Source organism: Streptomyces sp. CNB091 (genome assembly GCF_000377965.1).
The window spans coordinates 57,169-71,571 of record NZ_KB898998.1 but is presented as its reverse complement, the minus strand read 5'-3'; the positions used below and the strand labels follow the sequence as shown (position 1 = coordinate 71,571).

Sequence of the window (14,403 nt, the reverse complement as noted above, 5' to 3'; positions counted from 1 at the left end):
CTCAAGTGGCCCTGAGCGGAGTTAGTCAGGCACGGTTGCGCATCAGTGACCGATCGCCCTCGGGAAGCCAGGAGCCGGGGGGTGGGACCATCCATCCTTCAGCAAGGGCCAACTGGTCCGTAGCGCTCCGCAGCGCATCCACGCCGGGGTGGTTCAGCCCCTTGCGCCAGACCAGCGCCAGCGGCGAAAGCGGAATCGGGTCGACGAGCGGGCGCAGCACCGTTCCGGGCATCGCCGGGAAGTCGACGACGGCGAGCACGGGGTGCCCGCCCTTCGACATGACCCGCTGGAATTCGGCCACGCCCACGGCGAGCGGAACGGGCGGGGCCATGGTGATGCCCCACTCGGCGAACAGCAGCGCGGCGAGGTCCGTCCACTCCCGCGTCCGCTCGTTGCCGGCCCCCGCGTAGACGGTCTCTCCGGCCAGCTCGGCCAGGGCGACGGCCTCCCGCCCGGCGAGGGGATGGGAGACGGGGAGCATCAGGGCCATCGGCTCGTACCGCACGGGGTGGACGGAAAGTCCCGCGCGCACCGCGGGGGCCAGGCCGGCGGCCCGGCCGAAGGAGGCGTCGAGCCGGCCGGCCAGGATCTCGCCGGCGGCCCAGGTGAGGCCGGACTCGAAGCGGGCCATCAGCTCGCACTCCGGCAGCAGTTCGCGGGCGCGCGCCAGCACCCGGGCGGCGGTGGCGCCGTCGCTGTTCAGGTCGACGAGCAGCGGCCTGGCGGGCGCACCGCTGAAGGCCCCGGACAGTTCGGCGTGCGCGTCGAGCACCCGGCGGGCGTACGGAAGAAGACGTTCCCCGTCCGGGGTGAGCACGACCTGCCGGGTCGTACGGACGAACAGCTCGGCACCCAGCTCGCGCTCCAGCCGCCGGACGTCCCGGCTCAGCGCCTGCTGAGCGACGAAGAGGCGGGCGGCGGCCCGGGTGAAGTGCAGTTCGTCGGCGACGGCGAGGAAGGCGCGCAGGAGACGGGGATCGATGTCGGCGGGAGGCACAGCGCGAATCTACCGCGCGGGACGCCATTCACAACACAGACGCGTGAATCGGCGCGGAGAAGGTGTTGGACCCGGGCATCGGTCCACGGTCAGCCTGTCCGTATGCCGATACCGCCCGCCGCCTCCCGCCAGGAGCCCGCTCCCCGACCGGAGTCCGCTCCCCGCCCGGCGGCTGTGCCCCACCCCCAGTCCGCTCCCCGGCCCGTCCCCGCCGCCCGCCCGGACCGGGCCGTCGCACCGCCGTTCACTCCCCTGCTCACCGTCGCCGGCGGCCAGTTGGTCGCGGCCCCTCGCTCCGAGCCGGGGCGGACCGGAGACGCCGGGCGGACCGGGGGCTCCGGGCGCCGGCGGTCGTCGAACCCGTACCTCCGGCTGCTGGCCACGCCAGGGGCGCGGGCGTTCACGGCGGGCAACCTGATCGCCAGGCTGCCGATGGGGATGTTCAGCGTCAGCGCGGTCATCATGATCGCCGGGTCCCGGGGGTCGTACACCCTGGCCGGGGCCGTCACGGCGACCGGGCTGGCCGCGACGGCGGTCGTCGCGCCCTTCACCGCCCGGCTCGTGGACCGCTACGGACAGGCGCGGATCGCGGTGCCCGCCACCGCGCTCGCCGTGCTGGGATCACTGGCCCTGGTTCTCTGCGTGCACTACGGGGCCCCGGCCTGGACGCTGTTCGTCGCGTACGCCGCGACGGCGACGACCCCGAACACCGGCGGGATGTCGCGGGCCCGCTGGGCGCATCTGCACCGGGGCGACCCGGCGGCCCTGCACACCGCGAACTCCTTCGAACAGGCCGCCGACGAGCTGTGCTTCATGCTGGGCCCGGTGCTCGCCGCGACGCTCTGCGGGGCGCTGTTCCCCGAGGCGGGCACCCTGGTGGGGGCGGTGCTCCTGATGAGCGGCGTCCTGGTCTTCGCCGCCCAGCGCGCCACGGAACCGCCCGTCACCCCCCGTACGAGGACCGTGGCCTCGCCCCTGCGCACACCGGGGGTGCCCGCGCTGCTGGCGGTCTTCCTCGCCACGGGGGCGGTGTTCGGGGCGCTGGAGGTGGTCTCCATCGCCCACGCCGGGGGCGCGATCCTGGCGCTCCAGGCGGCCGGGTCCTGCGCGGCGGGCCTGGTATACGGCGCGCTGCGGCCGGCCCGGAACGTCCGCCTCAGGCTCCTGCTGTGCCTGGCCGGGATGACTGCGCTGATGTTCCTGCCGCTGCTGGCGGCCACCGTCTCCGCCTCCCTGCCGGTCCTGGCGCTCTGCCTGCTGGTGGCGGGGGCGGCGACCGCGCCGACGATGGTCACCGGCATGACGCTGGTCCAGCGGTCCACGCACCCGGAGCAGCTGAACGAGGGCATGACGCTCGCGGTGACCGCGCTGCTGGGAGGCATCGCGGCCGGGGCGGCGGCCGGCGGCTGGCTGGTCGAGCACGCGGGCACGGTCACCGGCTACGCGGCCCCGATGTCCGCGGCGGCCCTCGCCCTGGTCATCGCGGGAGCGGGGGCGGTCGCAACGGCTTCGGCCCACCCCGGGCCGCGGGCCAAGGCGACAACACCAAAGGGGAGTTGACCTGGGCCGATGGCCGAGGGAGGCTGATCCGGCCGCTGTCTCTACCTGGTGATGAACCATGTGGAGGGGCTGGACCTACGGGACTGGCGGGCCGACCGCACCCTGGAGACGCCCGCCGAGCGGCGCGAGGCCGTCCGCTGCCTGGAGCAACTGGCCGAGGTGCTGGACCGTCTCCACTCGGGCACCGCCACCCCGTCGGGCCGCGTGGTGGTGCACGGCGACCTGTCGCCCGGCAATGTGATGGTCGACGCCGACGGACAGGCCACCCTGGTCGACTTCGGGCTGAGCAAGCTCGCCCCCGAACACCGCACGACCGAGGTCTGGTTCACCCCGGGGTTCGCGGCACCGGAAGTGCACGAAGGCGTGCGTTCCCCGGCGGCCGACCGGTACGCGTTCGGCGCCATCGCCTACTTCCTGCTCAGCGGTGAGACCCCGCCCACGGCTCCGGAACAGCTGCGCGAGCGGTTCACCGCGCTGCCCGAGCTCACCGGCCTGCCGCCCGACCGGCGGGCCGCCCTGCTCCAGCTGTACGACGCCGCCCCGGCCCGCCGTCCGGAGTCGCTGACCGGCTGGGTACGGCAGTTGCGCCCGGCGGTGGTCACGACGACGTCCCGCGCCCGCACCGCCACGACCCCTCCCCGGCCGGCGGCCCCGCCGCCCGGGGCCGCCCCCTCCGCGCGCCCGCACTACGTCGCGCCGCAGCCGCCGCCGGCGCAACCGCCCGCGACGGTTCCCGGCCCGGGGCGGTCCCGCCCGAAGTACCTGCTGCCGCTGGGCACCGCGGCCGCCGTGGTCCTGCTGGTGACGGGCGCGATCCTGGGCTCCCAGCTGGCCTCCGACGACGGCGACACCGCGTCCGGCAAGCGCCCGGGGGCGACGGGCACGGCCGTGGAGAGCCCCACGACCGGTCCGAGCCCCGAGCCCAGCACCCCGTCGGAAACACCCGATACGCCGACGGCCGACCCGTCCGGCACTCCGGACGCGACGCCCTCTTCGGAGCCCTCCGCGAGGGAGCCCCAGTCCCTGACGGCACTGACGCCGGTGGACGGCTCCGCATGGGACACCGGACCGGCCGTCCTGAACACCCGCGCTTACGAAACGGCGCTGACCAGGCGCCTGCCCTGCTTCGAGCAGACAGAGGACTGACAGAGGAAAAGCCTCCGCCCCGCGAGTGAACTCGCGGGGCGGAGGCTTACATGGGGTGGTGGAGATGGCGGGAATCGAACCCGCGTCCAACGGTGCGGAACCAGGGCTTCTCCGAGTGCAGTTCGCTGCGCTTTTCTCGGCCCCGGAGGTCACGCGAACAAGCCTCCGACAGGCCCAGCCACTGTTTGATTTCCTTCTCGGCCCCGTGGCCGGACCGAGAAGTTTAGATCCCTAGTTGATGCCAGGATCCGGGTCGGGATCACCCCCGGGCTGACACTCCGCAGAGTCTTCGCTTAGCTGCTAATTAGGCAGCGAGGGCGAAGGCGGAGGAATCGCGCTTGGAATTGGCGATTATTGTTTGCGACATATGGTTTACGAGATCATTGCCGCTTCCTCGACTCGCTTCCCCTGCTTCGACATCCGCTGTCGAAACCGATCATCCCCATGTTGATTTTTCAAAACGCGCACCTTCGCTGAGGTGCACGGCCCATCGTACGTGACCAACGCCGGACGATGCCACTGTATTCCTGCCCGGCCGCCGGCCCCGCCGGGGCACGTCCCGCTCGGGCCCCGCTCAGGCCCCGCTCAGGCGCTGCGCTGCCGCCGGCGGGCCGCCGAGATGGCGCGGTTCGTCTCCCGCGTGTCCTGCTTCTCGCGGAGCGTCTGCCGCTTGTCGTACTCCTTCTTGCCCTTCGCGAGCGCGATCTCGACCTTGACCCGGCCGTCCTTGAAGTACAGCGCGAGCGGCACGATCGTGTGGCCCGACTCCTGCGACTTCGACTCCAGCTTGTCGATCTCGGCCCGGTGCAGCAGCAGCTTCCGCTTCCGCTTGGCCGTGTGGTTGGTCCAGGTGCCCTGGACGTACTCGGGTACGTGGATGTTGTGGAGCCAGGCCTCGTGGTCGTCGATCTGGACGAAGCCGTCGACCAGGGAGGCCCGTCCCATGCGCAGGGACTTGACCTCCGTACCCATGAGGACGAGGCCGCACTCGTAGGTGTCGAGGATCGTGTAGTCGTGCCGCGCCTTCTTGTTCTGCGCGATCATCTTGCGCCCGGTGTCTTTTTCCTTCGCCATAGTGCGGTCATTTTCGCACTACGACCCACCCCCGAGGCCACTCAATACCGTCTCGGCCCGCTGCTGGGCCCTCTCCGCCACCACGAGGTCGGGTGTGATGCCCCTGCCGTCGACGTTCCGGCCGGTCGGCGTGCGGTAGTGGCCGACGGTCAGCTCGGCCACCGAACCGCCCGGCAGCTCACTGGGCATCTGCACGGAGCCCTTGCCGAAGGTGGGCGAGCCCACGGTGACCGCACGGCTCCGGTCCTGGAGCGCACCGGTCAGCAGCTCGGCGGCGCTCATCGTGCCGCCGTCGACCAGGACGACGAGCGGGCGGTCCATGTCACCGCCCGGATCGGCGTACAGGGCCTGCTCCTCCCCGCGTACGTCGTACGTCGCGACCAGGCCGCCGTCCAGGAAGGCGGAGGCGGCGACGACGGCCTCGGTGACGAGTCCGCCGGAGTTGGCACGCAGGTCGAGCAGGATTCCGGCCCCGTCGGGAGCCTCACGGACCGCTTCCCGGACCTCGGCCCCGGCGCCCTTGGTGAACGCGGCGACCTTGATCAGGACAGCCGACGACGGCTCGGCCCCCAGCTGCCGCACGGTGACCGCCTCGGTGGTCAGCCGGGCCCGCCGGAGCGTCTCGGTCCAGCCCCGGCCCTCCCGCACCAGGCCGAGCTCCACCCTGCTGCCCTCGGCCGCCCCGGTACCGTCGCCGCGCAGTAACGCGACGACCTCCGCGACGGGGCGCTTACCGACCGCGCGGCCGTCCAGGGTGCGCAGCAGGTCGCCGGCGCGGATGCCGGCCCGGTCGGCGGGGCCGCCGGCCTGCACGCGGGACACGGTGACGTGACCGCGGTCGGTGCGCCGGGCGGAGAGCCCGACGCCGGTGTAGGAGCCGTCCAGCGCCTGCTCGAACTCCTCGTACTCCCGCTCGTCGTAGACCGCGCCCCAGCGATCGCCACTACGGCTGACGACCTCCTCCGCGGCGTCCTTCACGGACTTCCCGTCCGCCGCGGCCTCGGCGGCTGCGTCCTCGATCTCGTCGCGGTCGACCGGGGCGACGGTGGAGGAGACGGCACGGGTCTGCGTACCGGAACCGGAATCAGGGTCCTGCGGCAGGGATCCGGTCGCGGCGGCGGTGGCGAGAGCACACCCGAAGACCAATGTCAGGGCCGCCCCGCGGCAGAGGCCGCGGGGCCGGAAGCGGTGCGAACAACCCGACATGGCGCCGAGTCTAGGACAAGCCCCCTGGGGCGCACGGGCACTCGCCCGTGCGCCCCAGGGGGCACATGTCACACCTTCAGGTACTTGCGCAGCGCGAACAGAGCGGCGACGGCGGGCATCAGCAGACCGATCGCGAGCACCAGCGGGAGCTTGGTGAGGACCGCGTCCCAGCCGATGAAGTTGATCAGGTTCAGCTTCTCCTGGAGCGCGAGGCCGCCGTCGATCAGGAAGTACCGTCCGCCGAGCAGCATGGCGCAGGCCAGCACGCCGCCGATCAGGCCGGCGACGGCAGCTTCCATGATGAAGGGGGCCTGGATGTAGAAGCCGGAGGCTCCCACGAGGCGCATGATGCCCGTTTCACGTCTCCGGCTGAACGCGGAGACGCGCACGGTGTTGACGATCAGGATCAGCGCGATGACCAGCATCAGGATCATCACGTAGACCGCGACGGCGTTCATGCCGTTCATCAGCTCGAAGAGCTGGTCCAGGATGGACCGCTGGTCCTGGACGGACTGCACCCCGTCCCGCCCGGCGAAGGCCGTCGCGACGACCTTGTACTTCTGCGGGTCGTCCAGCTTGACCCGGAAGGACTCCTGCATCTGGTCGGGCGTGATGTTGCCCGCCATCGGGGAGTCGCCGAACTGCTCCTGGTAGTGCTTGTACGCCTCGTCGACCGTCTCGAAGTGGACCGTCTCGACGGCGTCCATCTTCTTCAGGTCGGCCTCGATCTGGTCCTTCTGCTCCTTGGTGACAGCCCCCTTGGCGCACTTGGGCATGTCCTTGGCGTCGTTCTTGTTGCAGAGGAAGATCGAGACGTTGACCTTGTCGTACCAGTAGTCCTTCATCGTGCTGACCTGCTCGCGCATCAGCAGCGCACCGCCGAACAGGGCGAGCGAGAGGGCGACGGAGACCACGACCGCGAAGGTCATCGTGAGGTTGCGGCGGAGACCGACGCCGATCTCCGACAGGACGAACTGGGCGCGCATGGCGTCCTTTCAGTACTCGATGCTCGAAATGCACGAGGGGCCGGAGCCCCTCGGTCAGTGCTGGTAGCCGTAGACGCCGCGTGCCTGGTCGCGTACGAGACGGCCCTGCTCGAGCTCGATGACGCGCTTGCGCATCTGGTCGACGATGTTCTGGTCGTGGGTCGCCATGATCACGGTGGTGCCGGTCCGGTTGATCCGGTCCAGCAGCTTCATGATGCCCACCGAGGTCTGCGGGTCGAGGTTGCCGGTCGGCTCGTCCGCGATCAGCAGCATGGGGCGGTTCACGAAGGCGCGGGCGATGGCCACGCGCTGCTGCTCACCACCGGAGAGCTCACCGGGCATCCGCTCCTCCTTGCCGCCGAGGCCGACGAGGTCGAGGACCTGGGGCACGGCCTTGCGGATCTCGCCGCGGGGCTTGCCGATGACCTCCTGCGCGAAGGCCACGTTCTCCGCGACCGTCTTGTTCGGCAGCAGGCGGAAGTCCTGGAAGACCGTCCCCAGCTGGCGACGCATCTGCGGCACCTTCCAGTTGGACAGCCGCGCGAGATCCTTGCCGAGCACATGGACCATGCCCGTGCTGGCGCGCTCCTCGCGCAGGATCAGTCGCATGAAGGTCGACTTGCCGGAGCCGGAGGACCCCACCAGGAAGACGAACTCACCCTTCTCGATGTCCAACGAGACATCGCGCAGAGCCGGTCGGGTCTGCTTCGGGTAGGTCTTGGAGACGTTGTCGAATCGGATCACGGATGCACCACGGTCGGCCGGGAGTAGGTGAGCGTGACCATACGCGAACCGGGCTCACGCGTGCAGGCGGCGTCCGCCAATGGGCGTTTTATGGCGGATCAGCGCCTGGAACGAAACGGGTCGTGCCGGACCTTGTCCGGCGGGCCGCGCCGAAATCTCCGCGAGCTGGCACAGTGGTGGGGGGAACGGTTGCGTTTCCGTGAGCGTTGTGCGGAGAGAAGCAGGTAAGCGGCTCCGCCGCGCGGGAGGAGGAATGCGCATGACCTATGACCGACTGGTGTGCGCGAACTGCGCGTCCCCCGTCAGCGAGGGCCGGTGCCGTGTCTGCCGTGCCGTGCGGCAGCAGATGCTGGAGGAGCAGGGCCAGGGCCCGCTGGCCGGGATGAGCCCGGCCATGCTGATCGCCCTGATGGTGGTGCTGCTGACCGCGCTCGCGCTGCTGGCGCACCAAGCGGCCTGATCCGGCCCCGCGCGGCCCTCCGGCCCCACACGACCCTCCGGGCCGCCCCTCGCAGCCTCTTCGGGGCCGACAGACGTATGCGTACGGCCGCCTGAGCGGTTCGGACGCACAGAAGGGCCCGGGAGGCGTTGTACGCCCTCCCGGGCCCTTCTGCATCTGTGCCGTCTCACGTCGGGGCCGCGACCGGACCGGACCTGCGCCCTCTACACGCCGGTATGGGTCGACCACGGTCCGTTACGGGACTAGGCGACCGTGCGACCGCCGCCGACCAGGCGGGGCAGGATACGGAAGCCGATGCCGCCCGCGATCATCGTCGCGGCGCCGATGACCAGGAAGGTCGTCTCGGCCGCACCGGTCTCGGCGAGCTCTTCCTTGCCCTTGCTCTGCTCGACCGGCTTGTTGCCGACGCTGTCGGTGTCCGTGTTATCGGTGCACTGGGCGCCGTCGGAGTCGACGACGCAGCCACCGGCGCCACCGTCAGGGACCGGGGAAGACGGGTCCTTCGGGTCCGTGGGGTCCTTCGGGTCCGTGGGGTCCTTCGGGTCCGTGGGGTCCTTCGGGTCCGTGGGGTCGGTCGGGTCCGTGGGGTCGGTCGGGTCCGTGGGGTCGGTCGGGTCCGTGGGGTCCGTCGGGTCCGTGGGATCCGTCGGGTCGGTCGGGTCCGTGGGGTCCGTCGGGTCCGTGGGATCCGTCGGGTCGGTCGGGTCCGTGGGATCCGTCGGGTCCGTGGGATCCGTCGGGTCCGTCGGGTCCGTGGGATCCGTCGGGTCCGTCGGGTCCGTGGGATCCGTCGGGTCCGTCGGGTCCGTCGGGTCGAGCGGGCCGCCCGGGTTGTTCGGGTCTTCCGGCTCGGTCGGGTCGTCGCCCCCGCCCAGCAGACCTGTCTGGACCTGGACGCCGGCGACCTCGGTGTCGCCGCCGAAGTCAAGCGCCTGCGCCGCACCGGCCGCGGTCAGCGAGGCACCTGCAGCGATCACCGCACCAGCGGCGATCCGAGCGACGCGAATACGCGTCTTCTTCGTCATGTGTTGCTACCCCCAGTAGCCGATCTCGTCATTGGAGCAGCCATATGTGGGCCGTGGCCCTGCGGGGAATCGCTCTCGGCGAGTCCACGTCGTGTCGTGGTCACCTCGCCAGCCCCCCGGTTCACACCCGTCCCAGACATACGCATGCTGCTCTAGCACCCTGGCCAGAGTTAAGGACTACGTCAAGGCCGTTCCGTGCACTAGGCACCCATATGGGGGTTCTTGACGGTTATTCGGAAGCCGGACTGTGACGCGTCGGGCACCGGCCCTCCATAACGAAGGGCGGCCCGGACAGTCACCTGTCCGGGCCCGATCTCCGTACCGCCGAGGCTACTTCTCGCTCTGCTTGCGCCAGCGGATGCCCGCTTCGACGAAGCCGTCGATCTCGCCGTTGAAGACCGCTTCGGGGTTGCCCATTTCGAACTCCGTACGCAGGTCCTTGACCATCTGGTACGGGTGCAGGACGTACGAACGCATCTGGTTGCCCCAGGAGTTGCCGCCGTCGCCCTTGAGCGCGTTCATCTTCGCCTGCTCCTCCTGGCGGCGGCGCTCAAGGAGCTTCGCCTGGAGGACGTTCATCGCGGACGCCTTGTTCTGGATCTGCGAGCGCTCGTTCTGGCAGGAGACGACGATGCCGGAAGGCAGGTGGGTCAGACGGACCGCGGAGTCCGTGGTGTTGACGCCCTGTCCGCCGGGGCCCGAGGAGCGGTACACGTCCACGCGCAGCTCGGACTCGTCGATCTCGATGTGGTCGGTCTGCTCGACGACCGGGAGCACCTCGACGCCCGCGAAGGACGTCTGGCGGCGGCCCTGGTTGTCGAAGGGCGAGATGCGGACCAGGCGGTGGGTGCCCTGCTCGACGGAGAGCGTGCCGTAGGCGTACGGGACCTGGACGGCGAAGGTGGTCGACTTGATGCCGGCCTCTTCCGCGTACGCGGTCTCGTAGACCTCGGTCTTGTAGTTGTGCCGCTCGGCCCAGCGGATGTACATGCGCTGGAGCTTCTCGGCGAAGTCGGCGGCGTCGACGCCGCCGGCCTCGGCCCGGATGGTGACCAGGGCCTCGCGCGCGTCGTACTCGCCGGAGAGGAGCGTGCGGACCTCCATCTCGTCCAGCGCCTTCTTCACCGACTCCAGCTCGGTCTCGGCCTCCGCCTGGGCGTCGGCGTCGCTCTCGTCGGCGGCGAGCTCGAAGAGGACTTCGAGGTCGTCGATGCGGCCGCGCAGGGTCTCGGCCTTGCGGACCTCGGCCTGGAGGTGGGAAAGCTTACTGGTGATCTTCTGGGCCGCCTCCGGGTCGTCCCACAGGGACGGCGCCGCAGCCTGCTCCTCGAGCGCGGCGATGTCCGCCCTCAGCGCATCCAGGTCCAGGACGGCCTCGATCGACCCCATGGTCGAGGAGAGGGACTTCAGCTCTTCGGAAATATCGACGACTGCCACGGGTCCAGCGTAACGGCTGGGCGGATGAAGCTGGCCCTCGCCCGGAAACCGGTTGCCGGTCCCGGACCGGGGCGAGGGTTCCCGGCGGCTCTGCCAGGGCCTTCCCACGTCTCCTACGGGGTCGCCGGCGCCGAGTTCTCGCTGTCCTGGGGCGCCGGGCCCCCTTCGTCGCCGCCGACCAGCAAGCCGCCGACCACAGCTGCCGCACAGACGGCGAGGGCGGCGACACCGAGGGTGATGCGGCGCTTGCGGACGGCCGCCGACTTGTTGCGGGCGGAGCCGGGCCGGGGCCTGCCCGGGGCGCGGGGGGCGCGGGCCGTCCCGAGGGGGCCGCCCGCCAGTTCGTCCGGGGCGGGGACGCGCATGCTCGTGTGGGTGTCCCGGTTGGAGTCGGGAGCGGAGCCGGGCACCAGCGGGACCGCGCCGCGGCGGCGGGGCTCCTCGGCGGCCGGGGTGTACTGCTGCTCGTCGTAGGCGGCGGGCTGCTGGTCGCTCTCCTCCGGGCCCGGCTCGTCCACCTCCAGCGGGGGTATCCCCGCCAGCAGGGGCAGCAGGTCGCGCAGCCGTACGGCGAGCTCCGAGGCGCGCAGCCGGGAGGCGGGGGCCTTGGCCAGACACTGGACCAGGAGCTGCCAGAGCTCCTCGGGGATGCCGGGGAGCGGGACGACGGTCTCGGTGACGTGCCGGCGCAGGACCGCGCCCGGGTGGCCGCCGCCGAAGGGGGTGAATCCGGCGAGCAGCTCGTAGAGCACGGTCGCCAGGGCGTAGATGTCGACGGCGGCGCGCGGCGGGAGGCCCTCGACGATCTCGGGGGCCAGGTAGTCCGGCGTGCCGATGATCTTCGTGGCCTTGGTGCGGCGCGGGGTGTCGATCAGCTTGGCGACGCCGAAGTCGGTGAGCAGGGCCGGGTGCGCGCCGCCGGGGCCGAGCGGGCCCTCCATGTCGAGCAGGATGTTCTCCGGCTTGACGTCCCGGTGGACCACGTGGGCCTTGTGCGCGGCGGCGAGCCCGTCGGCGACGTCCGCGATGATCGCGACGGCGGCCTCGGGGGCGAGGCGGCGTTCGCGGTCGAGGCGGGTGCGCAGGTCGGTGCCGCGGACGAGGGTCATGACCAGGGCCAGGTCGTTGCCGTCCACGACGAGATCCCGGACGGCGACCACGTGCGGGTGGACGAGTCCGAGCAGGGCTGTGCGCTCCTGCACGAAGCGGCCCACGAGCTCCTGGTCGGACGCGAGGTCCTCACGGAGCAGCTTGATGGCGACCGGGCCCTCGGGCCCTTCGCCGAGCCATACCGTGCCGGCGCTGCCGCGCCCCAGGATCTGGTGGGCCGTGTACCGGCTGCCGATATTCCGTGCCAAGACTGCTCCCTCAGCGGCTGGCGGTGGACCCCCGGTCGACAAAGTTACGCGGCGTTCGGGGTGTCACGTGCCCTGGATGGCACCGACCTTCACTTCTCCGGGCCAAATAGGCCCGGGGAAGTCGACAAAGGGACAGGGTTACGTGCCGGACCTCGCCCGGCCGATACGGGCCGGACCTCGCCCGACCGTTACGCGGTCGGGTGCCGCTCGACCGTTGCACCTCGGATGTCGCTCGACCGTTACGCGTCGGGCGCCGCCCGGCGGTTTCAGGTCAGGTCCCGCCCGAGTTGCCCGTGCTGTCGCCGAGCTCGGAGATCCAGCCGGTGACCGTGCCGATCGCGTCGCCGATCGCCTCCCAGTAGCCCTTGCCCTGGGCGACCCAGTCCTGGAGCGGGGTCAGCTCCCAGATGAGCCAGCCGGCGACGATCAGGAGCACCACGGTGAACAGGCAGCCCTTGAGGCAGCCGAGTCCGGGGATGCGCATCGGGTTGGCGCCGCGCTGCCTCGGCGGACGCGGCTCGCGCGGCGGGCGCGGGGCCGGCTGCTGGGGCTGCTGCGGCTGCGGGGGCGCGTACTGCTGCCGCTGGGGCTGCTGGGGCGGCTGCGGCTGCTGGTAGCGCTGCGGCTGATGCTGTGGCTGGTGTTGCTGCTGCTGGTGTTGTGGCGGGTACTGCTGGTGCTGCGGAGGCGGCTGGCGGCGCTGGGGCGGCTGCTGCTGATGGGGCTGCTGCGGCGGCTGCTGGCGCTGGGGGCGGCGGCGCAGCGGGTCCTGGCTCGGGTCCAGGTACTGGACCTGGGTCTGCTCGTTGCGGTCGCGGGCCGCCTGGAGCTGCGACTGCCAGGGGTGCGGCCCGTCCGGCTGCGGGGGCCCGTCGGGGCGCTGCGGCACGGGTGGCATGACGGACGTCGGGTCGGCGTTGCCGCCGCCGGGGCCCTGGCCGCCCGGGCCGCCGGTCTGCTGGAAGACGCTGGTGGGCGCGGCGGGGTCGTAGGAGCCCGCGTTGCTCGGCAGCACCTGCGTGGGGTCGGCCGCGCCCGGGGTGTCCGTGACGGCGGTGGGCGCCGGGTCGGGGGCGAGCAGGGCGCCCACCCCTTCGGCGGCGGCGATCTGGGCGGAGTTCGCGTGGACGCCGATGCCCGAGGCGACCGTACGCAGACCGCGGGCCAGGTTCTCGGCGCTGGGCCGCCGGTCCGGGTCCTTGCTCAGGCAGCGCTCTATGACCGTCCACAGCGGGGCCGGGACGTTGGAGGGGCGGCGGGGCTCCTCGCTGAGGTGCCGGTGCAGGACTTCGAGGGCGGTGCCCCCGGCGAACGGCGGGCGGCCCGTGACCAGCTCGTACAGCAGGATGCCCGCGCCGTAGATGTCGACGGCGGAGGTCTGCGGGCGGCCTTCGGCGGACTCCGGCGCCACATAGGCGGGGGTGCCGACGAACTCGTGGGTCCGGGTCAGGCCCGGGGAGTCGGCCAGGCGCGCGATGCCGAAGTCGGTGAGCATCGGGTGCATCTGGCCGTCGCGCTCGTCGACCAGCACGTTGGCCGGCTTGAGGTCACGGTGGACGACGCCGTCGGCGTGGCTGGCGGCGAGCGCGTCCGCGATCTGCGCGGTGAGCAGGGAAGCGGCGACCGGGGTGAGCGGGCCGTTCTCGCGGAGGTAGCGGTGCAGGTCGGGGCCGTCGATCAGGTCCATCACCAGGGCGAGGAGATCGCCCTCGACGACGAGGTCCCGGGTGCGCACGATGTTGGGGTGCGTGAGCCGCAGCAGGACGGAGCGCTCCCGCAGGAACCGCATCACGACGTCGGCGTCGTTGGCCAGCTCCTCCTTGAGGACCTTGATGGCCACGGTCTCGCCGGGCTGACCCGCGACGGCTGCCTCGGCGCCCGCGGTCTCCCGCTGGCGGGCTCGCCAGACGGTGCCCGTGGCGCCGCGTCCGAGCGGCTCCTCGAGCAGGTACTTGCTGCCTACCGGCCGCACGTCATGCGCTCCCTGCTGATCGTGGTGCTTGCGGTCCCCCGGGGGTCTTGTTCGCTCCCCGGGCCCGCCCGAATGTTCCGGCCCACTGTAGTGCCGCCGAACGGGGCACCGGGGGCTCACGTTTCGGGGGAAGACGCGCGGACCGGGCGGAAGGTTGCCGCACGGCTGATCACAGGCCGGTCAGACGTTCGGTCACAGGAGCGGATTTCCGTCCGGCACCCGACGGGCGGCCACCGGGAAACCCGTCCGAGCGGCGGGATCCGGACGCAAGCAGGCACTTTTGCGCCCACAGCCGACCATTCAAGATCATTTAAAGGTGACCGCCGGGCGTGTTGTCAGTGGCAGGTGCGAGGATGCCTCCAGCACGGATCTGCGAGGTCGGAGTCTCGCGGTGCGTGACGACCTGTACGGACGACGTGTCCGTGCCGGGTGGGGGGA

General features: G+C 71.5%; 12 protein-coding genes and 1 other RNA gene. 3 read left to right on the top strand and 10 right to left on the bottom strand.

Annotation, left to right across the window (positions count from 1 at the left end; all coding sequences use genetic code 11):
- Positions 1–25 precede the first annotated feature (25 nt).
- Positions 26–997 (bottom strand): LysR family transcriptional regulator, encoded by a 972-nt coding sequence (locus tag D581_RS0117045; protein WP_018958428.1) that lies wholly within the window; start codon positions 995–997, stop codon positions 26–28.
- A gap of 102 nt (positions 998–1,099) precedes the next feature.
- Here D581_RS0117045 and D581_RS0117040 point away from each other — a divergent pair, with 102 nt between their 5' ends.
- Positions 1,100–2,557, top strand: a complete 1,458-nt coding sequence (locus D581_RS0117040; protein ID WP_486585842.1) for an MFS transporter — start codon at positions 1,100–1,102, stop codon at positions 2,555–2,557.
- 51 nt (positions 2,558–2,608) lie between these two features.
- Entirely contained in the window at positions 2,609–3,703 is a 1,095-nt protein-coding gene (locus D581_RS1000000142130) for a protein kinase domain-containing protein (protein ID WP_018958426.1), read from the top strand.
- Positions 3,704–3,759: 56 nt separating this feature from the next.
- Here D581_RS1000000142130 and ssrA read toward each other — a convergent pair.
- From ssrA to ftsE, 5 genes are all read right to left on the bottom strand, one after another.
- Positions 3,760–4,147: a transfer-messenger RNA gene (gene ssrA, locus D581_RS1000000139125) on the bottom strand.
- Between the two features lie 141 nt (positions 4,148–4,288).
- Positions 4,289–4,777, bottom strand: coding sequence for an SsrA-binding protein SmpB (gene smpB / locus D581_RS0117030; RefSeq protein ID WP_018958425.1), 489 nt, complete (start codon positions 4,775–4,777; stop codon positions 4,289–4,291).
- Positions 4,778–4,795: 18 nt separating this feature from the next.
- A complete protein-coding gene (locus tag D581_RS0117025) occupies positions 4,796–5,983 on the bottom strand; it encodes a S41 family peptidase (RefSeq protein ID WP_051114593.1) in 1,188 nt (395 codons plus the stop codon).
- Between the two features lie 68 nt (positions 5,984–6,051).
- Complete coding sequence (gene ftsX, locus D581_RS0117020; RefSeq protein WP_018958423.1) at positions 6,052–6,969, bottom strand: permease-like cell division protein FtsX; 918 nt, start codon at positions 6,967–6,969, stop codon at positions 6,052–6,054.
- A 54-nt stretch (positions 6,970–7,023) separates the two neighbouring features.
- Positions 7,024–7,713 (bottom strand): cell division ATP-binding protein FtsE, encoded by a 690-nt coding sequence (ftsE, locus tag D581_RS0117015; protein ID WP_003968787.1) that lies wholly within the window; start codon positions 7,711–7,713, stop codon positions 7,024–7,026.
- Between the two features lie 259 nt (positions 7,714–7,972).
- Between ftsE and D581_RS0117010 the strand changes: the two genes are divergently transcribed.
- Positions 7,973–8,173: a hypothetical protein gene (locus D581_RS0117010; RefSeq protein WP_003968786.1), complete on the top strand. Its 201-nt coding sequence runs from the start codon at positions 7,973–7,975 to the stop codon at positions 8,171–8,173.
- Between the two features lie 242 nt (positions 8,174–8,415).
- Here the strand turns inward: D581_RS0117010 and D581_RS1000000142125 are convergent, their stop codons facing one another.
- From D581_RS1000000142125 to D581_RS0116990, 4 genes are all read right to left on the bottom strand, one after another.
- The gene (locus D581_RS1000000142125) at positions 8,416–9,198 is read right to left on the bottom strand and encodes a hypothetical protein (protein WP_018958422.1); all 783 of its coding nucleotides are present in this window, start codon (positions 9,196–9,198) and stop codon (positions 8,416–8,418) included.
- A gap of 330 nt (positions 9,199–9,528) precedes the next feature.
- Positions 9,529–10,635 (bottom strand): peptide chain release factor 2, encoded by a 1,107-nt coding sequence (gene prfB, locus D581_RS0117000; RefSeq protein ID WP_026290588.1) that lies wholly within the window; start codon positions 10,633–10,635, stop codon positions 9,529–9,531.
- 113 nt (positions 10,636–10,748) lie between these two features.
- Entirely contained in the window at positions 10,749–11,993 is a 1,245-nt protein-coding gene (locus tag D581_RS0116995; RefSeq protein ID WP_018958420.1) for a serine/threonine-protein kinase, read from the bottom strand.
- A 271-nt stretch (positions 11,994–12,264) separates the two neighbouring features.
- The gene (locus tag D581_RS0116990) at positions 12,265–13,965 is read right to left on the bottom strand and encodes a serine/threonine-protein kinase (protein ID WP_018958419.1); all 1,701 of its coding nucleotides are present in this window, start codon (positions 13,963–13,965) and stop codon (positions 12,265–12,267) included.
- Between the last annotated feature and the right edge of the window lie 438 nt (positions 13,966–14,403).